We start from the raw sequence: 21,595 nt of genomic DNA on the forward strand, positions 1-21,595 counted from the left end.
CATGACAGACGCACTCAAGCGCCTCTCCGACGAGGGCGTGGCGATCTGGCTGGACGACCTGTCCCGCAAGCGCATCACGTCCGGCAACCTGGCCGAGCTGATCGACCAGTCGCACGTGGTCGGTGTCACCACCAACCCGGCGATCTTCCAGAAGGCCATCAGCGGCGGCGAGGGCTACGAGCAGCAGCTCACCGACCTCGCCACCCGCAAGGTGACCGTGGAGGAGGCCCTGCGCATGATCACGACGGCGGACGTCCGCGACGCCGCCGACATCCTGCGCCCGGTCTACGACCGCACCGATGGCCAGGACGGCCGCGTGTCGATCGAGGTCGACCCCCGTCTGGCCCACAACACCCCGGCGACGATCGCCGAGGCCAAGCAGCTGGCCTGGCTGGTGGACCGGCCGAACACGCTCATCAAGATCCCGGCGACCAAGGCCGGCCTGCCGGCGATCACCGAGGTCATCGGCAAGGGCATCAGCGTCAACGTCACGCTGATCTTCTCGCTGGAGCGCTACCGCGAGGTCATGGACGCGTACCTGGCGGGTCTGGAGAAGGCCAAGGCCGCCGGCCTGGACATCTCCCTGATCCACTCGGTCGCCTCCTTCTTCGTGTCCCGCGTGGACAGCGAGATCGACAAGCGCCTGGACGCCGTCGGCACCGACGAGGCCAAGGCCCTCAAGGGCAAGGCGGCGCTCGCCAACGCCCGTCTGGCCTACCAGGCCTACGAGGAGGTCTTCTCCTCGGACCGCTGGACCGCCCTGGAGCGCGTCGGAGCCAACAAGCAGCGTGCGCTGTGGGCCTCGACGGGCGTCAAGGACCCGGCGTACAAGGACACCCTGTACGTGGACGAGCTGGTCGCCCCGAACACGGTGAACACCATGCCGGAGGCCACCCTGGAGGCCACGGCCGACCACGGGCAGATCACCGGTGACACGGTGCGCGGCACCTACGAGCAGGCCCGTGCCGAGCTCGACGCGGTCGCGAAGCTGGGCATTTCGTACGACGATGTGGTCCAGCTGCTTGAGGACCAGGGCGTCGAGAAGTTCGCGGTGTCCTGGAACGACCTGCTGAAGTCGACCGAGGCGGAGCTCGCGCGCCTCGCCCCCACGGAGGCCTGAACACTTTGTCTGTGAACGGAGCGAACCCGCTTCGTGACGCACAGGACCGGCGGCTCCCGCGCATCGCGGGGCCGTCGGGTCTGGTCATTTTCGGCGTTACGGGTGACCTGTCGCGCAAGAAGCTGATGCCTGCCGTCTACGACCTGGCCAACCGCGGCCTGCTCCCGCCGGGCTTCTCCCTCATCGGCTTCGCCCGCAGGGAATGGGAGCACGAGGACTTCGCCCAGGAGGTGTACGAGGCCGTCAAGGAGCACTCGCGCACCCCGTTCCGGGAGGAGGTCTGGCAGCAGCTGGTGCAGGGCTGCCGCTTCGTCCAGGGCGACTTCGACGACGACGCGGCCTTCGAGACCCTGAAGGCGACGATCGACGAGCTCGACAAGGCGCAGGGCACGGGCGGCAACTTCGCCTTCTACCTGTCCGTCCCGCCGAAGTTCTTCCCCAAGGTGGTCCAGCAGCTCAAGGACCACAATCTGGCGCAGAAGGAAGGCTCCTGGCGGCGCGCCGTCATCGAGAAGCCCTTCGGTCACGACCTGAAGAGTGCCGAGGAGCTCAACAAGGTCGTCCACGAGGTCTTCCCGCGGGACGAGGTCTTCCGGATCGACCACTACCTCGGCAAGGAGACCGTCCAGAACATCCTGGCGCTCCGCTTCGCCAACACGATGTTCGAGCCGATCTGGAACCGGTCGTACGTCGACCACGTGCAGATCACCATGGCCGAGGACATCGGCATCGGCGGCCGGGCCGGGTACTACGACGGCATCGGCGCGGCCCGCGACGTCATCCAGAACCACCTGCTCCAGCTGCTCGCGCTGACCGCGATGGAGGAGCCCGGCTCCTTCCACCCCAAGGCGCTGGTGGCGGAGAAGCTCAAGGTCCTCACGGCCGTCGAGCTCCCCGAGGACCTGGGCAAGCACACCGTGCGCGGCCAGTACTCGGCCGCGTGGCAGGGTGGCGAGAAGGTCGTCGGGTACCTCGAAGAGGACGGTATCGACCCCAAGTCGAAGACCGACACCTACGCGGCCGTCCGTCTGGAGATCAACAACCGCCGGTGGGCGGGCGTCCCGTTCTACCTGCGGACCGGCAAGCGCCTGGGCCGCCGGGTGACCGAGATCGCGGTGGTCTTCAAGCGGGCCCCCTACCTGCCGTTCGAGTCGGGCGCGACCGAGGAGCTGGGGCAGAACGCCCTGGTCATCCGGGTCCAGCCGGACGAGGGCGTCACGGTCCGCTTCGGCTCCAAGGTTCCGGGCACCTCCATGGAGGTCCGGGACGTGACGATGGACTTCGCGTACGGCGAGTCCTTCACGGAGTCGAGCCCCGAGGCGTACGAGCGGCTCATCCTCGACGTCCTGCTGGGCGACGCGAACCTCTTCCCGCGCCACCAGGAGGTCGAACTGTCCTGGAACATCCTCGACCCGATCGAGGAGTACTGGGACAAGCACGGCAAGCCCGCGCAGTACCCGGCGGGCACCTGGGGGCCGGTCGAGGCGGACGAGATGCTCGCACGAGACGGACGGAGCTGGCGCCGGCCATGAAGATCGACCTCACGGAGACCAACTCCAGCAAGATCAATGCCGCACTGGTCAAGGCACGCCGGGACATCGGCACGCCCGCCATCGGCATGGTCCTCACGCTGGTGATCGTGACCGACGAGGAGAACGCGTACGACGCGCTCAAGTCGGCGAACGACGCGTCCCACGAACACCCCTCGCGGATCGTCGTCGTCATCAAGCGGGTCAGCCGCTCGCCGCGCAGCCGCCAGGGCGCCCGTCTCGACGCGGAAGTCCGCGTCGGGGCGGACTCCGGCACCGGCGAGACGGTCGTCCTCCGCCTGCACGGCGAACTGGTCGACCACGCCCAGTCCGTGGTGCTGCCGCTCCTGCTGCCCGACGCCCCCGTGGTCGTCTGGTGGCCGGAGGGCGCACCCGCGGACCTGGCGGGCGACCCGCTGGGGGCGCTGGGGCAGCGCCGGATCACGGACACGTACTCCAGCGAGGACCCGATCGGGGCGCTCGGCACCCGGGCCGCGGCCTACGCGCCCGGGGACACGGACCTCTCGTGGACCCGGGTCACCCCGTGGCGCTCGATGCTGGCGGCCGCCCTGGACCAGCAGGTCCTGTCGGTCGGCTCGGCGACCGTCGAGGGCGAGTCGGACAACCCGAGCTGCGAACTGCTGGCCATGTGGCTGGCGGACCGGCTGGGGGTCCCCGTCCGGCGCACGCCGTCGGCGGGGCCGGGCCTGACGGCCGTACGTCTGGAGACCAAGGACGGCGCGATCGTCCTGGACCGGGCGGACGGGGCGCTGGCCACGCTGTGCATGCCGGGGCAGCCCGACCGTGCGGTGGCGCTCAAGCGCCGCGACACGGCCGAGCTCCTGGCGGAGGAGCTGCGCCGGCTGGACCCGGACAACACGTACGAGGCCTCGCTGAAGTTCGGCGTGGCGAAGCTGGACTCGTCGGCTCCCCCGGCCGAGGCGCCTGCCAAGTCCGGGGCCCCGGCCAAGGCGGCCGCCCCCGCCGAGGCCGAGGCGCCGGCCAAGGCGGAACCGAAGCGGGCGGCCAAACCGGCGGGCAAGCCGTCGAAGAAGCCCGCGGCCAAGTAACACCCCCGGTCCTCGAACGCCGGCCGGGCTGAATCCTCAGCCCGGCCGGCGTTCGGGGCTGGAGGTCCGGGACCGGGCCCCGGCAGACGCAGACCCACCCGCACAACCGACAAGGCGGCAGCACATGGGTATGACGACTCCCCAGGTCGTCGTCCACCGGGACAAGGACCTGATGGCCCAGGCCACGGCGGCCCGGCTCATCACCAGGATCGTGGACGCACAGGCGGCCCGCGGCACGGCCTCCGTGGTCCTCACCGGCGGCCGCAACGGCAACGGCCTGCTCGCGGCGCTGGCCGCCGCCCCGGCCAAGGACGCCGTCGACTGGTCCCGGCTGGACCTGTGGTGGGGCGACGAGCGCTACGTCCCCGCCGACGACCCCGAGCGCAACCACACCCAGGCCCGCGAGGCGCTGCTGGACTCCGTCCCGGTGGACCCCGCCCGCGTGCACGTCATGCCCGCCTCGGACGGCCCGTACGGGGCCGACGTGGACGCGGCGGCCGCGTCGTACGCCTCCGAGCTGGCCAAGGCCGCCGGCCCGGAGGACCACGGCCCGGTCCCCACCTTCGACGTGCTGATGCTGGGCGTGGGCCCCGACACCCACGTGGCCTCGCTCTTCCCGGAGCACCCGGCGACCCGCGAGACCGAGCGCACGGTGGTCGGGGTGCACGGCGCCCCGAAGCCCCCGCCCACCCGGATCTCGCTCACCCTCCCGGCGATCCGCGCGGCCCGCGAGGTCTGGCTGCTCGCGGCGGGCGAGGACAAGGCCAGTGCCGTGTCCATCGCCCTGGGCGGCGCCGGCGAGGTCCAGGCCCCGGCGGCGGCGGCCTACGGCCGTTCCCGCACCCTGTGGCTCCTCGACCGCGCGGCTGCCGCGCACCTGCCGTCCGGGATGTACCCGCCCGCCTCCTGAGCGGGCCGGCGGGCACACCCCGGCCGGCGCGGCTCAGCCGCGCCCGCGCAGCTCGCGGTAGGCGGCCACCAGGGCCTTGGTGGAGGCGTCCAGACCGGGCACGTCCGCGCCCTGCGTCAGGGCGGGCTCGACCCGCTTGGCGAGGACCTTGCCGAGCTCCACGCCCCACTGGTCGAACGAGTCGATGTTCCACACCGCGCCCTGTACGAACACCTTGTGCTCGTACAGGGCGATCAGCTGTCCCAGCACCGCCGGGGTCAGCTCGGGCGCCAGGATCGTGGTCGTCGGGTGGTTGCCGTGGAACGTCTTGTGCGGGACCAGCGATTCGGGCGCGCCCTCCGCCCGCACCTCCTGCGCCGTCTTGCCGAAGGCCAGCGCCTGGGTCTGCGCGAAGAAGTTCGCCATCAGCAGGTCGTGCTGGGCCGCGAAGGAGGGCTCCAGCTCCGCCACCGGCCGCGCGAAGCCGATGAAGTCCGCGGGGATCAGCTTCGTGCCCTGGTGGATCAGCTGGTAGTAGGCGTGCTGCCCGTTGGTGCCGGGCGTGCCCCACACCACCGGACCGGTCTGCCACTCCACCGGATTCCCGTCGCGGTCCACCGACTTGCCGTTGGACTCCATGTCCAGCTGCTGCAAGTAGGCGGTGAACCGGGAGAGGTAGTGGCTGTACGGGAGCACCGCGTGCGACTGCGCGTCGAAGAACGCTCCGTACCAGATGCCCAACAGCCCCAGCAGCAGCGGGGCGTTCTCCTCGGGCGGCGCGGTCCGGAAGTGCGTGTCCATGGCGTGGAAGCCGCCGAGCATCTCGCGGAAGGCGTCCGGGCCGATCGCGATCATCAGCGAGAGCCCGATGGCCGAGTCGAAGGAGTACCGGCCGCCGACCCAGTCCCAGAACTCGAACATGTTGGCGGGATCGATGCCGAACTCCGTGACCTTCTCGGCGTTGGTCGACAGCGCCACGAAGTGCCGTGCCACGGCCGCCGCGTCGCCGCCGAGTCCCGCCAGCAGCCACTCGCGCGCCGAGGTCGCGTTGGTGATGGTCTCGATGGTGGTGAAGGTCTTGGAGGCGATGATGAACAGCGTCTCGGCCGGGTCCAGGCCGTGCACGGCCTCGTGCAGGTCCGCGCCGTCCACGTTGGACACGAAGCGCACCGTCAGACCGCGGTCGGTGAAGGCCCGCAGGGCCTCGTAGGCCATCGCGGGACCCAGGTCGGAGCCGCCGATGCCGATGTTGACGACGTTCCTGATGCGCTGTCCGGTGGAACCGGTCCACTCCCCCGACCTGACCCGGCCGGAGAAGTCCGCCATCTTGTCCAGGACCGCGTGCACCGCGGGGACGACGTTCTCGCCGTCGACCTCGACGACGGCGTCCGCCGGCGCGCGCAGCGCGGTGTGCAGGACCGCCCGGTCCTCGGTCGTGTTGATCTTCTCGCCGCGGAACATCGCCTCACGCAGCTCGGCCACGCCCGTCGCCGCGGCCAGTTCGCGCAGCAGCGTCAGCGTCTCGTCCGTCACGAGGTGCTTCGAGTAGTCGATGTGCAGGTCCCCGACCCGCAGGGTGTAGCCGGCGCCCCGGCCCGGATTCTCCTCGAACAGCTCCCGCAGATGCGTCTGGCCGAACTCCTCCCGGTGCTTGCCGAGTGCCAGCCACTCCGGCATCCGGTTGAGCTTCGTGCGACTGTCTGCGTTCATCTCGGACATCAACCCACTTCTTCCGTCCTGTCGTGCCCCGCCGAGCTCCAACTTAAGGGATCCGAAGCGGACCAACGCACACAAAGAGGCCCGGCCCCGCCGGAGATGTCTCCAACGGGGCCGGGCCTCGTGTCACATGTCGTGCGCGTCGTTCAGATCTCGCCGCGGAGCTTGGCGAGGGCCTCGGCGAGGATCGCCTCGCCGTCGGCGTCCGTGCGCCGCTCCCGTACGTACGCCAGGTGCGTCTTGTACGGCTCGGTGCGCGGCGGCGCGGGCGGGTTGTCCCGGTCCTGGCCGGCCGGGAACCCGCAGCGCGGGCAGTCCCAGGTGTCCGGCACCTGTGCGTCGCTGGCGAAGCTCGGCTGCGTCTCGTGCCCGTTCGAGCACCAGAAGGAGATGCGCAGGCGGGGCGCGGACTCGCCGCGCTCGGCCTCACCCATCGGCCCCGCTCCGACCCGGCTACCACGGATCGCGTTGCCACTTGCCACGGTCGTAACTCCCCTGCGTGATGGTGCCGCCAAGCATGAGGTCTGTCTGCTCAAGGCACCCCGGTACGTAAAAGCCCAACTCACGTCCAGCGTGCGGAGGGACCATCCCCGTCAGGTGCGGGGAGCAGAATAACTCGTTCCGTAACCAGGGTGCAGAGCCTCATGATAGGCCGGGCTCCGCCGACCGGACTGCCGGATGGCCAGAACGGTCAGCCGCTCGACTTCATCAGGAGGCCGAGCGTGAGGATGCAGGCGAACCACAGCAGACCGACCACGACCGTGATGCGGTCCAGGTTGCGCTCCGCGACGGAGGAGCCGCCGACCGACGACTGCATACCGCCGCCGAACATGTCGGAAAGGCCGCCGCCCTTGCCCTTGTGCATCAGCACGAGCAGCATCAGCAGGCCGCTGAAGACGATCAGGGCGATCGAGAACCCCATAATCACGGCTGATTCCTACTTTCTGGCTTTTCTGGCTTTCCGGCTGTGCGGGATGTGCGCGCGGGGGCCAGTGGCTGTGTACAGCCTGCTGGCCCCCGCAAGGGTACGACGGATCCGTCCTACCGCATACTCGCTGCCGGTCTACTGGTCGCGGAACCGGACGATCTTGACGAACTCGTCCGCGTCCAGCGCCGCGCCGCCGATGAGGGCGCCGTCGACGTCGGGCTGGGCCATGATCGCCGCGATGTTCCCGGACTTCACCGAGCCGCCGTACTGGATGCGGACCTTGTCGGCCAGCTCCTGCGAGTACAGCTCCGCGAGGCGGCCGCGGATCGCCCCGCAGACCTCCTGGGCGTCCTCGGGGGTGGCGACCTCGCCGGTGCCGATGGCCCAGACGGGCTCGTACGCGATCACGATGGACTCGACCTGCTCGGCCGGGACGTCCTTGAGGCCGCCGTCGACCTGGGCCAGGGTGTACTGGACCTGCTGGCCGGCCTTGCGGATCTCCAGGCCCTCGCCGACGCAGAGGATCGGGGTGATCCCGTGCCGGTAGGCGGCCTTGACCTTGGCGTTGCAGACCTCGTCGCTCTCGGCGTGGTACTGGCGACGCTCGCTGTGGCCGACGGCCACGTACGCGCACTTCAGCTTCGAGAGCATCGAGCCGGAGATCTCGCCGGTGTAGGCACCGGAGTCCTGCGCGGAGATGTCCTGGGCGCCGTACTTGATCTTCAGCTTGTCGCCGTCGACCAGGGTCTGGACCGAGCGGAGGTCGACGAAGGGCGGCAGGACCGCGACCTCGACGGCGTCGTAGTCCTTGTCGGCGAGTGCGAAGGCGAGCTTCTGGACGTGGGCGATGGCCTCGAGGTGGTTGAGGTTCATCTTCCAGTTGCCCGCCATCAGCGGGGTACGGCCGTTTTCGACTGCGGTCATTACGGGTCAGCCCTCCAGGGCGGCGAGACCGGGGAGCGTCTTGCCCTCGAGGTATTCGAGGGAGGCGCCGCCACCGGTGGAAATGTGGCCGAAGGCATTCTCGTCGAAGCCCAGGATGCGGACCGCGGCGGCGCTGTCGCCACCGCCGACCACGGTGAAGGCGTTGCTGTCGACGAGGGCCTGCGCGATGGCGGTGGTGCCGCCCGCGTAGTCGGGGTGCTCGAAGACGCCGACCGGGCCGTTCCAGAACACGGTCTCGGCATCGGTGATCTTCGACGCGTACAGCTCACGCGTCTTGGGGCCGATGTCCAGGCCCTCCTTGTCCGCGGGGATCTTGTCCGCGGCGACGGTCTCGAAGTCGGCCGGGGTCTTGCCCTTGAGGTCGGGGAATTCCTTGGAGACCAGCACGTCGACCGGGAGGACCAGCTCGACGCCGGTGTCCTTCGCGCGCTGCATGTACTCGGTCACCTTCGGGATCTGGTCCTCCTGGAGGAGGGAGATGCCGACCTCGTGGCCGAGGGCCTTGAGGAAGGTGTAGGCCATGCCGCCGCCGATGAGGATGCGGTCGGCCTTGCCGAGCAGCTCGTCGATGACGGCGAGCTTGTCGGAGACCTTGGCGCCGCCGAGGACCACGACGTAGGGGCGCTTGACCTCGTCGGTCAGCTTCTTCAGGACGCCGACCTCGGTGGCGATGAGGTAGCCGGCCGCGTGCGGGAGGCGCGCGGGGAGGTCGAAGACCGAGGCGTGCTTGCGGTGGACGGCGCCGAAGCCGTCGCCGACATAGACGTCGGCGAGCTCCGCGAGCTGGTCGGCGAAGGCGCCGCGCTCGGCGTCGTCCTTCGCCGTCTCACCGGGGTTGAAGCGCAGGTTCTCGATGACGGCCACCTGGCCGTCGGTGAGGGCCGCGACGGTCTCCTTGGCGGAGGCGCCGACGGTGTCGGTGGCGAACGCGACGTCCGCACCGAGCAGTTCGCCGAGGCGCGCGGCGGCCGGGGCGAGCGAGAAGGCCGGGTCCGGGGCGCCCTTGGGGCGGCCCAGGTGCGAGGCCACGATGACGCGGGCGCCGGAGGCGGCGAGCTTCGCGATCGTGGGCTGGACGGCGCGGATGCGGCCGTCGTCGGTGATGCGGCCCTGGTCCAGCGGGACGTTGAGGTCGGCGCGGACGAAGACCCGCTTGCCCTTGACGCCCTCGGCGAGCAGTTCGTCGATCGTCTTCATGTGTTTCTACTCCTTTGGGCCCTTCTCGCGAAGGGCGAGGAAGGGAGAACGAGACAAGCGACAGGGCCCGTGCGGCGCTTCGTCGCGCAGCCCGGACCCTGTTGCTCACATCGTGGTGCCTACCTTAGAACCGGGTGACCTCAGAGCTGGCCACCGACGAAGACCGTGAGGTCCACGAGACGGTTGGAGTAGCCCCACTCATTGTCGTACCAGCCGATGACCTTGACGTTCTTGCCCTGGACCATGGTCAGGGAGGAGTCGAAGGTGCAGGACGCCGGCCAGTTCACGATGTCGGAAGAGACGATCGCGTCCTCGGTGTAGTCGAGGATGCCCTTCAGCTGGCCCTCGGCGGCCTTCTGGAACGCGGTGTTGACCTCGTCCTTGGTCACCTCGCGCTCCAGCTCGATGACCAGGTCGGTCACGGAGCCGGTGGGGACCGGGACGCGCATCGCGATGCCGTCGAGCTTGCCCGCCAGCTCCGGGATCACCAGCGCGGTGGCCTTGGCGGCACCGGTGGTGGTCGGGATGATGTTCTCGGCGGCGGCGCGGGCGCGGCGCAGGTCCGAGTGCGGGAAGTCCAGGATGCGCTGGTCGTTCGTGTACGCGTGGACCGTGGTCATCATGCCCTTGACGATGCCGAAGTTCTCGAGGAGAACCTTGGCCATCGGCGCCACGCAGTTGGTGGTGCAGGAGGCGTTGGAGATGACGTGGTGGTTGGCCGCGTCGTACTTGTCCTGGTTAACGCCCATCACGATGGTGATGTCCTCGTCCTTGGCCGGAGCCGAGATGAGGACCTTCTTCGCGCCGGCCGCGATGTGCTTGGCGGCGTCGGCCTTCTTCGTGAAGATGCCGGTCGACTCGATGACGATATCGGCGCCCAGCTCGCCCCAGGGCAGGTTCGCGGGGTCGCGCTCGGCGAAGGTCTTGAAGGTGTTGCCGCCCACGGTGATGGTGTCGGCGGTGTGGGAAACCTCGGCCTTGAGGCGGCCCAGGATGGTGTCGTACTTGAGAAGGTGCACCAGGGTGGCGTTGTCAGTCAGGTCGTTGACACCGACGATCTCGATGTCCGCTCCCTGCTCCAGGAGCGCCCGGAAGTAGTTGCGGCCAATTCGGCCAAAACCGTTGATGCCTACGCGGATCGTCACGAACCGATCTCCTCGTTGGTGCGCCGGTAAGTGCGCCGGCGAGCTGTATGGGATGTCCCCGACCGCTTACGACCCTACCTCTCCGTGAGCTTTTGAGTGACATCGGCCGGAGCCTGACACGCCCCGAGGCCCCGTACCGGTTGCCCGGCACGGGACCTCGGGGACTTTCTCCCCCGTTACTCAGCGTGAGTCCCCGGAGGGCCGCTGATCAGCGGTTCAGTGCCCGGAGGGCCTTACCGACGAGTACGGCACGGTCAGCCGCCGCCGGCACGTGCTCCAGGCCGAAGCCCAGCAGGACGGTGTCACGCGTAGTCACCGCCGCGTAGGACTTGAACAGCTCGCCCGACCGGGACCAATCGCCCGGAACTTCAGGGCTTCCGGCAGGTGCCCCCTGGGCGGTCCAGTCGCCGAAGGAGGTCTCGAAGCCCTCGACCGCCTGGTCCGCGCCGCCGACGTTCAGGCGCGCCTGGTCCGCGAAGACGCCGCGGCCGCCCGAGGCCCCGTCGGTGATGTAGGAGAGCGAGACCTCGACGGTCCTGCCCGCGTAGGCGCTCAGGTCGAAGGAGACCTGCTTCCAGCCCCCCGAGGACGCCGTGAAGCTGTTCCACGCCCCGCTGGTGCCGTGGGCGGCGCAGCCGCCGCCCTCGAGGGTGAGGTAGCGGCGCAGGAACGGGTGGCCGTTCACGAAGAACCCGGCGCCGCACTCCTCGGGAACGGTGCTGCTGCTCAGACCGCCCGTGTCGGGCAGGGTGGTCCAGTCGTCCCCGCCGGCGGTGCGGGCCTCCAGCGCGGCGTGGTCGTAGCCCTCCTCGACGTTCCAGCTCATCGCGAGCTTCAGCTGCGGCTGGTCCGCGGCGGTGACCTTGGTGAGGTCGATCGTGCGGGTCAGCCGCTTCCAGTCGTCGTCCGTGTGGAGGGCGGAGGCCATCTGGCTGCCGGCGTAGGGGGCGTACGGGTTGACGACCCCGCCGAACTGGCCGGCCTGCGCGCTCTTGAACTGCGGGAACTGCGCGGGTGCCAGGGTGTCGGAGGTCACCGTGTAGGAGCCGGGGGCGTTGAGCGGGTTGCCCGCGGCGTCGCCGAGGCCGCCCTTGGCGCCGTTCAGGAATCCGGCTCCGGTGAACCCGGTGGCGCCGCTGACGCTCGTACGTCCGTAGGCGCCGAGCCAGTACTGGCTGAAGTCGTTGGTCACGGCGCGGCCGACCTGGGCGTTTCCGCCCGCCAGCTCACCGGCCTCGATCAGCTTGCCGCCCTCGTTCAGGAAGTCGCGGACCGCCAGCTGGGTGTCCCCGCCCGGGGTCTTGGCCCCGGTGTAGTGGACGGCCGTACGGAAGTGGGACAGCACCCCGAGGTGGTGCGGCGCGCCCTGGGTGGCCACGTCCCAGACCGCCGCCGACCTGCCGTTGGCGCGCAGGGCGTCGACGTAGCCGGCGGCGTGCTGGGCCTTGGCGCCCTCCTCCGCGATCACCAGCACGTCCGCGCGCGGCCGCTCGGCCACCGTGTACGTGAAGTGCTCGCTGGAGACCTTGCGGCCCGAGCCGTCGCGCCCGGTGAACCAGACCTCGACCTTGTCACCGGGCTTCGCGCCGTCCACCTCGGCCCGGTACTCGTCGAACCAGTTGTTGTCCTCGCCGCCGTAGACGTCGCCGCCCTTCCAGGCCTTGAGGTCCTCGTCGTGCGTACGGCCGCCGTTGATCCGGAAGTTGAGCTCCTTGTCCTTCAGCGCCTTGCGGGCCGTGACGGAGACCGTCTGGTCCTCTCCGCGCGGCGGGTAGGAGGTGGTGAAGGGGTCCAGGGTGAAGTCGGCGGCGCTCAGGCCGACGACGGACGCCGGACGGTCCGGGCGGGCGGCGCTCTCGCCGACCGACAGGGCGAAGGGGACGTTCTTGGCGAACTCCGCCTGGATGAGCTTCTCGTCGTCCGGGAAGTTGAAGCCGGAGGCGCAGTCCTCGGGCTTCCACCGGTCGTCCGGGTCGATGTCGGAGGCCGTCTGGCAGGTGGTCATCTCCGGCGTGAACATCATGATGCCGTTGACGTTCGAGGCGTGCCCGTCGGCCTCGCCGTTGGTCGTGTAGAGCTCGGAGGACACCTGCGGGTAGTAGCCCGGGACGGCCGGGTTCTCCGGGGTGCCCGCGAGCGCCTTGTAGGCGACGTCGTCCGGGGTGGGAGTGGCCACCTGCCAGCCCACGCCGTAGAGCAGCAGCTCGGCGGCGGAGTGGTAGTTGATGGCGTACTCGAAGCCGATGCGCTTCTGGAAGGCGTCGAGGGCGGCGGTCTCGGGCTCGGAGCCGGCCTTGGGACCGCGGTAGGTCTCGCTCGCCGGGTTCGGCGAGGAGCCTTCGTTGTCGTAGCCCCACTTGTAGGCGAAGTTGCGGTTGAGGTCGACCCCGTCTTCGGCGGTGTGCTTGCCGTCGGCGTTGTTGTCGCGCATGTTCTTGCGCCACAGCCGCTGCCCGTCGGGCGCGTGCGTGTAGTCGTACCCGTCGGGGTTGGCCGAGAGCAGGAACCACAGCTCGGTGGAGTCGACCAGCTTGGTGACCCGCTGGTCCTTGCCGTAGTTGTCGAGGGTGTGGTGCATCAGCCGCCGGGTCATCTCCGGGGTGATCCACTCGCGGGCGTGCTGGTTGGACATGTAGAGCACGGCCGGCTTGTCGCCGTCCCTGGTCTTCCTGGCGTTCTTGGTGACCTTGAGGGCGAGGATGTCCTTGCCCTGGACGGTCTTGCCGATGCAGACGACCTTGGTGAGCGCCGGGTTCTCCCGGGCGGTCCGCAGGACCTCCTCCTGGAGCCCGCCCTTGCCGCTGTACGGGCGGAACACCCCGTCCCCGTCGGCCTTCTGGGCTCGGGCGAGTCCCTCGCCGGGGACCTTGCGCTCGGCGAGCCTGACGCCCTGGGCGGAGAGCTGCGCGGCCTGCTCGCCGGTGAGGAAGAGCTCGACCTTGGCGGTCCCGCTCTCCGGCGCGCGTTCGGCCAGCTCGTGCGCGTCCTGGCCGGCGGCGAGGACCAGCGGGACCTGCTCCTTGGTGATGTCGGCGTCGTAGACGCGCACTTCGGCATCGGATGCGGAGCCGGATCCGGCGCCGGGGCCGGGGCCGGGCTGGGCCTGCGCCGACGCGGGCAGCGCCGCGAGTGCCGTGCCGAAGACGAGTGCGCTTGCGGCGAGGATCGATCTCGCTCGGTGCCTCATATGCCCCCCAGGGCGTCGTCTGCCACGAAAGTGTCCGGACGAAAGGCTCACGACCAGTCCATGCTCATGTCAATGGGGCCTGGTACGGGGAGGGGGCCCGCACGAGTGATCGTGCAGACCCCCTCCAGCGCGGGTACGGCCAGGTCAGCCGACGGTCAGCCCGCCATGTTGTCGGCCATCTCCTCGCTGAGATCCAGGTTCGACTCCGTGCCCGGGATTCCGAGGTCCTGGGCCCGCTTGTCGGCCATCGCCAGCAGACGCCGGATCCGGCCCGCGACCGCGTCCTTGGTGAGCGGCGGGTCGGCGAGCGCGCCCAGCTCCTCGAGGGAGGCCTGCTTGTGCTCCATGCGCAGCCGGCCCGCCGCCGCGAGGTGCTCGGGGACCTCCTCGCCGAGGATCTCCAATGCGCGCTGCACCCGGGCTCCGGCGGCCACGGCGGCCCGCGCCGAGCGGCGCAGGTTGGCGTCGTCGAAGTTGGCCAGGCGGTTGGCGGTGGCGCGGACCTCGCGCCGCATCCGCCGCTCCTCCCAGGCCAGCACCGACTCGTGGGCGCCGAGCCGGGTCAGCAGGGCGCCGATCGCGTCGCCGTCGCGGACCACGACGCGGTCGACCCCGCGCACCTCGCGCGCCTTGGCCGCGATGGAGAGCCTGCGGGCGGCGCCCACCAGGGCCAGGGCGGCCTCCGGACCGGGGCAGGTGACCTCCAGGGAGGAGGACCGGCCCGGCTCGGTGAGCGAGCCGTGGGCCAGGAAGGCGCCGCGCCAGGCCGCCTCGGCGTCGCAGGTGGCCCCGGAGACCACCTGCGGGGGAAGACCCCGGATGGGGCGGCCGCGGCCGTCCACGAGCCCGGTCTGGCGTGCCAGCTGGTCTCCCCCGGCCACGACCCGGACCACGTAGCGGCTGCCGCGGCGCAGTCCGCCGGGGGCCATCACCACCAGGTCCGAGGAGTGGCCGAAGATCTCGAGGATGTCCTTGCGCAGCCGTCTGGCGGCGATCCCGGTGTCGAGCTCCGCCTCGATGACGATGCGGCCGCTCACCAGGTGCAGGCCGCCCGCGAACCGAAGGATCGCCGAGACCTCCGCCTTCCTGCAGCAGGTCCGGGTGACGGGGAGGCGGGAGATCTCATCCTTCACCGCGGGCGTCATCGCCATGGGCCGATCCTTCCATGCATCCGAAAAATACGGTCGTACGCGGCGGCGAGCAGCTCCGGATCATGCTTCGGAGACCCGTCCTCCCTGGCCACGGGCGCCAGCTCGACCGCGGCACCGAACCGTTTTGCGGCATCGGCGAGGGACTCGCGGTCGGGCACGGCGGCCTCGTCGGCCAGCACCACGTCCAGGGCGAGTTTAGGGGCGTGTCGGGCCAAAACCTCCAAATGACGCTGCGGAGAGAAGCCCTCTGTTTCACCGGGCTGCGGCGCGAGGTTCAGCGAGAGGACCCGGCGGGCCTTCGTCTCGACCAGCGCGTCCAGCAGCTCCGGCACCAGCAGGTGGGGGATGACGGAGGAGAACCAGGAGCCCGGGCCCAGGACCACCCAGTCCGCGTCGAGGACCGCCGCGACGGCCTCCGGTACGGCCGGCGGGTCGCCCGGCACGACCTGTACGGAGTGCACCTCGCCCGGGGTCAGGGCGACGGTGGCCTGCCCGCGGACGGTGTCCACGTCCTCGGGGCGGGCCGGATCGTGCCCCTTGACCAGGGCCTGGAGCTCCAGCGGCACCGCCGACATGGGCAGGACCCGGCCCTGCGCGCCGAGCAGCCTGCCCACCAGGTCGAGGGCCTGGACGGGGTCGCCGAGCTGTTCCCACAGCGCGACGATCAGGAGGTTGCCGACGGCGTGCCCGTGCAGGTCGCCCTGGGACTGGAAGCGGTGCTGGATGACCCGGGACCAGGTCTGGCCCCAGTCGTCGTCTCCGCACAGCGCGGCCAGCGCCTTGCGCAGGTCGCCGGGCGGCAGCACGCCGAGCTCCTCGCGGAGCCGGCCGCTGGAGCCGCCGTCGTCGGCGACGGTGACCACGGCGGTGAGGTCACCGGTGATGCGGCGCAGGGCGGCGAGGGAGGCCGACAGGCCCTGGCCGCCGCCCAGGGCCACCACCTTGGGCGTGGCGCCGCGCCGGCGGCCGGAGCGTCCCGCACCGTCCTCGCCCCGTCCCGGGGTGAGGCGGCGCAGGCGGCTCAGCCGCGGGGTCCGTGCGGTCACTCGCGCCCCATGTCCCGGTGGACGACGACGGTCTCGACTCCCTCGGAGGCAAGGCGGGCGGCGAGCTTCTCGGACACGGCCACGCTGCGGTGCTTGCCGCCCGTGCAGCCGACCGCGATGGTCACGTACCGCTTGCCCTCGCGGCGGTAGCCGGTGGCGATGAGCTGGAGCAGCTCGGTGTAGCGGTCGAGGAACTCCTTCACGCCGGGCTGGCTGAAGACGTACCCCGACACCTCCTCGTTGAGCCCGGTGAACGGGCGCAGCTCGGGCACCCAGTGCGGGTTGGGGATGAACCGGCAGTCGACGACGAGGTCGGCGTCGACGGGCAGGCCGTACTTGTAGCCGAAGGACATGACGGTGGCCCGCAGCTCGGGCTCCTCGTCCCCGGCGAACTGGGCGTCCATCTTGGCGCGCAGCTCGTGCACGTTCAGGCTGGAGGTGTCGATCACCAGGTCGGCGTCCCCGCGCAGCTCGCGCAGCAGGTCGCGCTCGGCGGCGATGCCGTCGGTGATGCGTCCGTCGCCCTGGAGGGGGTGCGGGCGGCGGACCGACTCGAAGCGGCGGACCAGCGCGTCGTCTGAGGACTCCAGGAAGACGATGCGGCGGGTGACCCCGCGGCTGTCGAGGTCGGCGAGGGACTCGCGCAGGGCGTCGAAGAACTGGCGGCCGCGGACGTCCACGACGACGGCGATGCGCGCCACGTTGCCCTGGGAGCGGGCGCCGAGCTCCACCATGGTGGGGATCAGCGCGGGCGGCAGGTTGTCGACGACGAACCAGCCGAGGTCCTCCAGACACTTGGCCGCCGTACTGCGGCCGGCCCCGGACATGCCGGAGATGATCACCAGCTCGGGGATGGCCGCCTCGGCGGTCTCGCCGGGCTCCACTGTCGTGCCCGTACTCACCTGTGCTCCGTCTCGGTCGTGCGTGGTCTCATGCTCGGTCATTGCTCGGTCCCCCGTTCGGACGATGTTCCCCCAGCTGACGCGGGGAGGTGCCCCACCCGGCTACCGCTGGGAGCCGGCCCCACCCGCGGGGGCGGGGTTCTCATCCTCAATGATCTCTCCTGTCGCCGTGTTGACGGCGGGGCCGGCGGGGACCGCTCCGGCGAGGGCCGCGGCCACGGCCTCGGCCGTCTTGCGGCCTATGCCCGGGACCTCGCAGATCTGGTCGATTGTCGCCTGTCGGAGCTTCTTCACCGAACCGAAGTGCTTGACCAGGGCGAGCCTGCGGCTCTCGCCGAGGCCGGGCACCTCGTCCAGCGGGCCCGCCTTCAGCCGCTTTCCGCGTTTGTTGCGCTGGTACTGGATGGCGAAACGGTGGGCTTCGTCACGTACCCGCTGGAGCAGGTAGAGGCCCTCGCTGGTGCGGGGCAGCACGACCGGATCGTCCTCCCCCGGCAGCCAGACCTCCTCCAGCCGCTTGGCCAGGCCGCACACGGCCACGTCGTCCACGCCGAGCTCTTCCAGGGCCCGCTTGGCCGCGGCGACCTGCGGCTGCCCGCCGTCGACCACGACGAGCTGCGGCGGGTAGGCGAAGCGCTTGGGCCGCCCGTCGTCCTCGGGCTCCTCGCCCTCCTGCGCCTCCCACTCGCCGGTCTTCAGCTTCTCCTGGAGGTAGCGGCGGAAGCGGCGGGACACCACCTCGTGCATGGAGCGGACGTCGTCCTGCCCCTCGAAGGACTTGATCTGGAAGCGCCGGTACTCGCTCTTGCGGGCGAGCCCGTCCTCGAAGACCACCATCGACGCCACCACGTCGTCGCCCTGGAGGTGGGAGATGTCGAAGCACTCGATGCGCAGCGGGGCGCTGTCCAGCTCCAGGGCCTCGGCGATCTCCTCCAGGGCCCGGGAGCGGGTGGTGAGGTCGCTGGCGCGCTTGGTCTTGTGCAGGGCGAGGGACTGCTGCGCGTTGCGGTGGACGGTCTCCATGAGCGCCTTCTTGTCGCCGCGCTGCGGGATGCGCAGGCTGACCGCCGACCCGCGGCGCTCGGCGAGCCACTGGCTCAGGGCGGGCGCGTCCTCGGGCAGGGCGGGGACCAGCACCTCCTTGGGGACGGACTCGCCGGTCTCCTCGCCGTAGAGCTGCTGGAGGGCGTGCTCGACCAGCCCGGCGGTGTCCACGGCCTCGACCTTGTCGGTGACCCATCCGCGCTGGCCGCGGACCCGGCCGCCGCGTACGTGGAAGATCTGCACGGCGGCCTCGAGCTCGTCCTCGGCGACCGCGACGAGGTCGGCGTCGGTGGCGTCGGTGAACACCACGGCGTTCTTCTCCATGGCGCGGCGCAGCGCCCCGATGTCGTCGCGGAGCCGGGCGGCCTTCTCGTACTCCATCTCCTCGGCCGCCTCGTGCATCTGCTTCTCCAGGCGGGAGAGGTAGGTGCCGGTGCGGCCCGCCATGAAGTCGCAGAAGTCCTCGGCCAGTTCGCGGTGTTCCTCGGGGGTGACCCGGCCGACGCAGGGCGCGGAGCACTTGCCGATGTAGCCGAGCAGGCAGGGACGGCCGATCTGCGCGGAGCGCTTGAACACGCCGGCGGAGCAGGTCCGCACCGGGAACACCCGGAGCATCAGGTCGACGGTCTCGCGGATGGCCCAGGCGTGGCCGTACGGACCGAAGTAGCGCACGCCCCTCTTCTTGGGCCCGCGCATGACCTGGACCCGCGGGAACTCCTCGTCCATCGTCACGGCGAGGGAGGGGTAGCTCTTGTCGTCGCGGTACTTGACGTTGAACCGCGGGTCGAACTCCTTGATCCAGGAGTACTCCAGCTGGAGCGCCTCGACCTCGGTGGACACCACGGTCCACTCGACGGAGGCGGCCGTGGTCACCATGGTGGCGGTACGGGGGTGCAGGCCGGCGATGTCCTGGAAGTAGCTCGCCAGGCGCTGGCGCAGGCTCTTGGCCTTCCCGACGTAGATCACCCGGCGGTGCTCGTCGCGGAACCGGTACACCCCCGGGGAGTCGGGGACCTGTCCCGGCTTGGGTCGGTAACTGGAAGGGTCGGCCATGCCAACACCCTACTGTCGACCTCCGACAACCCCCCGCGCCGCGACGCTCCACCGGGCAGCGCCCTGCGGACGAAACCGCCGGGGCGCAGGGCCCGGCCGGTGGGCCGGGCCCTGCTGGGGTCAGGCTGCCGGGAAGCGCCGGCGGCGTACGGCCACGGCTCCGAGCGCGGCGAGCGCGGCGGCGCCGCCCACCACCCCCGCCACCGGCGCGGAAGACTCCGCGGAGGCCTCCGCGAACCCCCCGGCCACCCCGCCCTTGGCATAGGCGGAGCCCGGCAGCTTGTCCCCGTACGCCTTCGTGACCCGCGCACGGTACGCACCGAGGCTCGTACCGCCCGCCCCCACGGCCCGCACCGCGTCCTCGTCCAGCGGCAGCACCCGGCCCGCCTCGGCCACGTACCACGCGTCGATCTGCGGTTCCCGGAACACGGTGCCGCCCGGCAGCTTCTCGGCGCCCAGCCGTGCGTAGCGGAACTCGTCGTCGCCGGTGGCGATGTTCACGACCTGCCAGCCCGCTTCCGTCCGCGCCGTCCACAGCGCGGCCCGCCGGCCGTCCGAGGAGACGGCCTCGCTGGCGAGGAACTCCAGGCGGGCGACGGGGGCACCCGCCCTGCCCGCGACGAAGTCCGGGGAGAGGTAGTGCACCGGGACGGCCTCCCCCGCTATGCGGGGCTGCGCGGCCTCGAGCGAGACCTTCCCCTCGCGGGCGAAGAACCGGGAGACCGTGGCCAGGCTCTCCGGCGCGGCGGCCGCCCGCCCCGCCTCGGCCCGGGTCTCGGCCGTGGCGGCCTGCGGCTGTGGCACGGGGGCCGCGGCGGCCTGCGGTGCGAGGGCGAGGAGGGCGGCGGAAGCGGCGGCGAGGACCGCGGCGGCGGCTGAGGCGCGCAGGGTCATGGCGGTCACGCCCCGATCCGGTAGAGGGAGTGGGTCCAGGAGAAGGTGCCGTTGTCCACGTACCAGGCGTGCGAGGCCCAGTTGTACCGGTCGCTGGAAGGCCACGGGTCACCCCAGTAGACCCAGCTGTTGGCGGTGTCGTAGCCGTAGATCACGTGCATGTGGCCGCCTCCGTTGGACCACTGGATTCGGGTCTCGATGGGGCGGTTGGCGTTGATCTCGGTCTGGACGGTGGAGTACTGGAGCCAGCCGTTCACGTACGAACCGGCGTTGATGCCCGCCCAGCGCAGGCCCGTCTGGACGTTGCCGAGGGTGGCCTGGTTGTTCGGGCAGTCGTAGCCCTGCTGGCGGTTGAAGGCGGCGTTGCAGAACTGGTTCTGCGAGTAGTTGCGGCCGAACCAGGTGGCGATGGTGTTGCCGCCGGCGGCCCAGCACCAGTTGGTCTTCTGCTGTGCCTGCATGGTGATGTTCAGGCGCTTGTACGCGAGGGCGGAATCGGTGTCGGCGGGGGCGGCGGTGGCGGTACCGGCGCCGAGGACCAGGGCGAACAGCAGGGCGGAGACGAAGGCGGCTGGGGAAAGCCGCCGGTTTCGGTGGCGCATCGCGTTCCTCCCGAAGCGGGGATGTGGGGGTGGAGGAGCGCGTCCGGACGCTGTGCAGGAGCATCAGGGTGTTGTCGCGATCAGGTCAACACGCTTCAATACGCGGTGACATCGCGGTGTGAACGGTGGGGCTGCGGTGTGAACGGTTGCTGCGGTGTCACCTGGTCCCCCGGAGCCACTGGCGCGATCCCCCGGGCCGGCTCGAGTGAACGTTCACAGAGGAGTCGCCATGCTGCCGACCGGCGACGCGGCGGGCACGGCGGAGCTCGGGCGGCTGCTGCGCGGCGGCCCCTTCCACCTCGCCCTGCGCGCCGCCCTCGCCGCCCGTGGACTGCCCCTGCACCGGGTGCAGCACCGGCTCGCGGCGCGCGGCATCAAGGTCGGCGTCACCAGCCTCAGCTACTGGCAGCAGGGCGCGCGGCGGCCCCGGCACGCCGAGTCCCTGCGGGCGGTCACCGCCCTGGAGCAGATCCTGGAGCTGCCGGACGGCGCCCTCGTCCGGCTGCTGGCCGCCCCCGAACCGGGTCGCGGGCCCGCCCGCCCGGCCGCCCGCCCCTACCGGGCCCTGGTGAGCGTGGGCGCGGCGGTGGAACAGCTGCTGGCCTCGATGGAGCTGCCGCCCGACGGCGGGCTGCACTCGGTGGGCCACCACGAGCGGGTCCGGATCGGGGCGGAGGGCGAGATGCGCACGCGCGAATCGCAGCAGATCGTGCGCGCCCACCGCGACGGCGTCGACCGCTACCTCGCCATCCACCACGGCGATCCGGGCTGCGACACGTCCCGGATGGAGGTCACCGCGTACGAGAACTGCCGCACCGGGCGGGTCCGCAGCCACCGGGAGGCCGGGGTGGTGGTCGCGGAGCTGCTCTTCGACGCCCGGCTGCGGCGCGGGGACACGTACGTCTTCGGCTACGGCATCGAGGACGGTACGGGGGCGCGCAGCGGGGAGTACGTGCGCGGGTTCAGCTACGCGGGCGGCCAGTACATGCTCCAGGTCCGCTTCGACGAGGCGGCCCTGCCGGTGCGCTGCCGCCGCTTCGCCCGTACCGGGCCGCAGGCCCCGCGCACCGGCCTCGCCGACCTCACGCCGAGCGGCCGGCACCGGGCGGTGCACCTGGTCGAGCAGTCGGTGCGGCGCGGGATCCTCGGGATCGCCTGGGACTGGGACTGAGGCGGG

At 71.0% G+C, this 21,595-nt stretch carries 18 protein-coding genes; 5 read left to right on the top strand and 13 right to left on the bottom strand.

All coding sequences use genetic code 11. The annotated features are described in order from the left end of the window. Position 1 precedes the first annotated feature (1 nt). The 4 genes from tal to pgl all read left to right on the top strand — a co-directional run bounded on the left by tal (position 2) and on the right by pgl (position 4,629). Positions 2-1,120, top strand: coding sequence for a transaldolase (gene tal, locus ACTVZO_RS10915; protein WP_443298185.1), 1,119 nt, complete (start codon positions 2-4; stop codon positions 1,118-1,120). Positions 1,121-1,125: 5 nt separating this feature from the next. After that, positions 1,126-2,652: a glucose-6-phosphate dehydrogenase gene (gene zwf, locus ACTVZO_RS10920; RefSeq protein ID WP_443298186.1), complete on the top strand. Its 1,527-nt coding sequence runs from the start codon at positions 1,126-1,128 to the stop codon at positions 2,650-2,652. Continuing rightward, entirely contained in the window at positions 2,649-3,719 is a 1,071-nt protein-coding gene (gene opcA / locus ACTVZO_RS10925; protein WP_443298187.1) for a glucose-6-phosphate dehydrogenase assembly protein OpcA, read from the top strand. Before zwf ends, opcA begins: the two co-directional genes overlap by 4 nt. Before the next feature lie 130 nt (positions 3,720-3,849). After that, the gene (gene pgl / locus ACTVZO_RS10930) at positions 3,850-4,629 is read left to right on the top strand and encodes a 6-phosphogluconolactonase (RefSeq protein ID WP_443298188.1); all 780 of its coding nucleotides are present in this window, start codon (positions 3,850-3,852) and stop codon (positions 4,627-4,629) included. Between the two features lie 33 nt (positions 4,630-4,662). Here the strand turns inward: pgl and pgi are convergent, their stop codons facing one another. The 13 genes from pgi to ACTVZO_RS10995 form a co-directional block, all read right to left on the bottom strand. Beyond that, positions 4,663-6,318: a glucose-6-phosphate isomerase gene (gene pgi / locus ACTVZO_RS10935; protein WP_443298189.1), complete on the bottom strand. Its 1,656-nt coding sequence runs from the start codon at positions 6,316-6,318 to the stop codon at positions 4,663-4,665. Positions 6,319-6,470: 152 nt separating this feature from the next. Further along, entirely contained in the window at positions 6,471-6,758 is a 288-nt protein-coding gene (locus tag ACTVZO_RS10940; protein WP_030197743.1) for an RNA polymerase-binding protein RbpA, read from the bottom strand. Positions 6,759-7,015: 257 nt separating this feature from the next. Next, positions 7,016-7,246, bottom strand: coding sequence for a preprotein translocase subunit SecG (gene secG, locus ACTVZO_RS10945; RefSeq protein WP_443303116.1), 231 nt, complete (start codon positions 7,244-7,246; stop codon positions 7,016-7,018). Between the two features lie 141 nt (positions 7,247-7,387). After that, complete coding sequence (gene tpiA / locus ACTVZO_RS10950) at positions 7,388-8,176, bottom strand: triose-phosphate isomerase (RefSeq protein WP_443298190.1); 789 nt, start codon at positions 8,174-8,176, stop codon at positions 7,388-7,390. A gap of 6 nt (positions 8,177-8,182) precedes the next feature. Continuing rightward, positions 8,183-9,394 carry a phosphoglycerate kinase gene (locus ACTVZO_RS10955; RefSeq protein ID WP_443298191.1) on the bottom strand — a complete coding sequence of 404 codons (1,212 nt, stop codon included), beginning with the start codon at positions 9,392-9,394 and terminating at the stop codon, positions 8,183-8,185. A 140-nt stretch (positions 9,395-9,534) separates the two neighbouring features. Next, on the bottom strand, positions 9,535-10,539 hold the full coding sequence (gap, locus tag ACTVZO_RS10960) for a type I glyceraldehyde-3-phosphate dehydrogenase (RefSeq protein WP_266577867.1): 1,005 nt from the start codon (positions 10,537-10,539) through the stop codon (positions 9,535-9,537). 208 nt (positions 10,540-10,747) lie between these two features. Continuing rightward, the gene (locus tag ACTVZO_RS10965; RefSeq protein WP_443298192.1) at positions 10,748-13,726 is read right to left on the bottom strand and encodes a M14 family zinc carboxypeptidase; all 2,979 of its coding nucleotides are present in this window, start codon (positions 13,724-13,726) and stop codon (positions 10,748-10,750) included. 155 nt (positions 13,727-13,881) lie between these two features. Continuing rightward, positions 13,882-14,877 (bottom strand): DNA-binding protein WhiA, encoded by a 996-nt coding sequence (gene whiA, locus ACTVZO_RS10970; RefSeq protein ID WP_030009075.1) that lies wholly within the window; start codon positions 14,875-14,877, stop codon positions 13,882-13,884. Further along, entirely contained in the window at positions 14,868-15,923 is a 1,056-nt protein-coding gene (locus ACTVZO_RS10975; RefSeq protein WP_443298193.1) for a gluconeogenesis factor YvcK family protein, read from the bottom strand. The genes whiA and ACTVZO_RS10975 overlap by 10 nt, the downstream gene beginning before the upstream one ends. Further along, on the bottom strand, positions 15,920-16,867 hold the full coding sequence (gene rapZ / locus ACTVZO_RS10980) for an RNase adapter RapZ (RefSeq protein WP_443298194.1): 948 nt from the start codon (positions 16,865-16,867) through the stop codon (positions 15,920-15,922). The genes ACTVZO_RS10975 and rapZ overlap by 4 nt, the downstream gene beginning before the upstream one ends. A 60-nt stretch (positions 16,868-16,927) precedes the next feature. Further along, on the bottom strand, positions 16,928-18,922 hold the full coding sequence (gene uvrC / locus ACTVZO_RS10985; RefSeq protein ID WP_443298195.1) for an excinuclease ABC subunit UvrC: 1,995 nt from the start codon (positions 18,920-18,922) through the stop codon (positions 16,928-16,930). Between the two features lie 120 nt (positions 18,923-19,042). Next, the gene (locus ACTVZO_RS10990; protein WP_443303117.1) at positions 19,043-19,816 is read right to left on the bottom strand and encodes a hypothetical protein; all 774 of its coding nucleotides are present in this window, start codon (positions 19,814-19,816) and stop codon (positions 19,043-19,045) included. Between the two features lie 5 nt (positions 19,817-19,821). Further along, positions 19,822-20,418, bottom strand: coding sequence for a papain-like cysteine protease family protein (locus tag ACTVZO_RS10995; protein WP_443298196.1), 597 nt, complete (start codon positions 20,416-20,418; stop codon positions 19,822-19,824). A gap of 229 nt (positions 20,419-20,647) precedes the next feature. Between ACTVZO_RS10995 and ACTVZO_RS11000 the strand changes: the two genes are divergently transcribed. Further along, positions 20,648-21,589 (top strand): hypothetical protein, encoded by a 942-nt coding sequence (locus tag ACTVZO_RS11000; RefSeq protein WP_443298197.1) that lies wholly within the window; start codon positions 20,648-20,650, stop codon positions 21,587-21,589. The last annotated feature ends 6 nt before the right edge of the window (positions 21,590-21,595 follow it).

Source organism: Streptomyces sp. IBSNAI002 (assembly GCF_052244475.1).
Taxonomy (GTDB): Bacteria; Actinomycetota; Actinomycetes; order Streptomycetales; family Streptomycetaceae; genus Streptomyces.

Excerpts from the sequence above, each read along its gene's own strand:
- tal (WP_443298185.1), top strand. The coding sequence starts at position 2 with ATGACAGACGCACTCAAGCGCCTCTCCGACGAGGGCGTGGCGATCTGG.
- opcA (WP_443298187.1), top strand. The coding sequence starts at position 2,649 with ATGAAGATCGACCTCACGGAGACCAACTCCAGCAAGATCAATGCCGCA.
- pgl (WP_443298188.1), top strand. The coding sequence starts at position 3,850 with ATGACGACTCCCCAGGTCGTCGTCCACCGGGACAAGGACCTGATGGCC.
- pgi (WP_443298189.1), bottom strand. The coding sequence starts at position 6,318 with ATGAACGCAGACAGTCGCACGAAGCTCAACCGGATGCCGGAGTGGCTG.
- ACTVZO_RS10940 (WP_030197743.1), bottom strand. The coding sequence starts at position 6,758 with ATGGGTGAGGCCGAGCGCGGCGAGTCCGCGCCCCGCCTGCGCATCTCC.
- secG (WP_443303116.1), bottom strand. The coding sequence starts at position 7,246 with ATGGGGTTCTCGATCGCCCTGATCGTCTTCAGCGGCCTGCTGATGCTG.
- tpiA (WP_443298190.1), bottom strand. The coding sequence starts at position 8,176 with ATGACCGCAGTCGAAAACGGCCGTACCCCGCTGATGGCGGGCAACTGG.
- ACTVZO_RS10955 (WP_443298191.1), bottom strand. The coding sequence starts at position 9,394 with ATGAAGACGATCGACGAACTGCTCGCCGAGGGCGTCAAGGGCAAGCGG.
- ACTVZO_RS10965 (WP_443298192.1), bottom strand. The coding sequence starts at position 13,726 with ATGAGGCACCGAGCGAGATCGATCCTCGCCGCAAGCGCACTCGTCTTC.
- whiA (WP_030009075.1), bottom strand. The coding sequence starts at position 14,877 with ATGGCGATGACGCCCGCGGTGAAGGATGAGATCTCCCGCCTCCCCGTC.
- rapZ (WP_443298194.1), bottom strand. The coding sequence starts at position 16,867 with ATGACCGAGCATGAGACCACGCACGACCGAGACGGAGCACAGGTGAGT.
- uvrC (WP_443298195.1), bottom strand. The coding sequence starts at position 18,922 with ATGGCCGACCCTTCCAGTTACCGACCCAAGCCGGGACAGGTCCCCGAC.
- ACTVZO_RS10990 (WP_443303117.1), bottom strand. The coding sequence starts at position 19,816 with ATGACCCTGCGCGCCTCAGCCGCCGCCGCGGTCCTCGCCGCCGCTTCC.
- ACTVZO_RS10995 (WP_443298196.1), bottom strand. The coding sequence starts at position 20,418 with ATGCGCCACCGAAACCGGCGGCTTTCCCCAGCCGCCTTCGTCTCCGCC.
- ACTVZO_RS11000 (WP_443298197.1), top strand. The coding sequence starts at position 20,648 with ATGCTGCCGACCGGCGACGCGGCGGGCACGGCGGAGCTCGGGCGGCTG.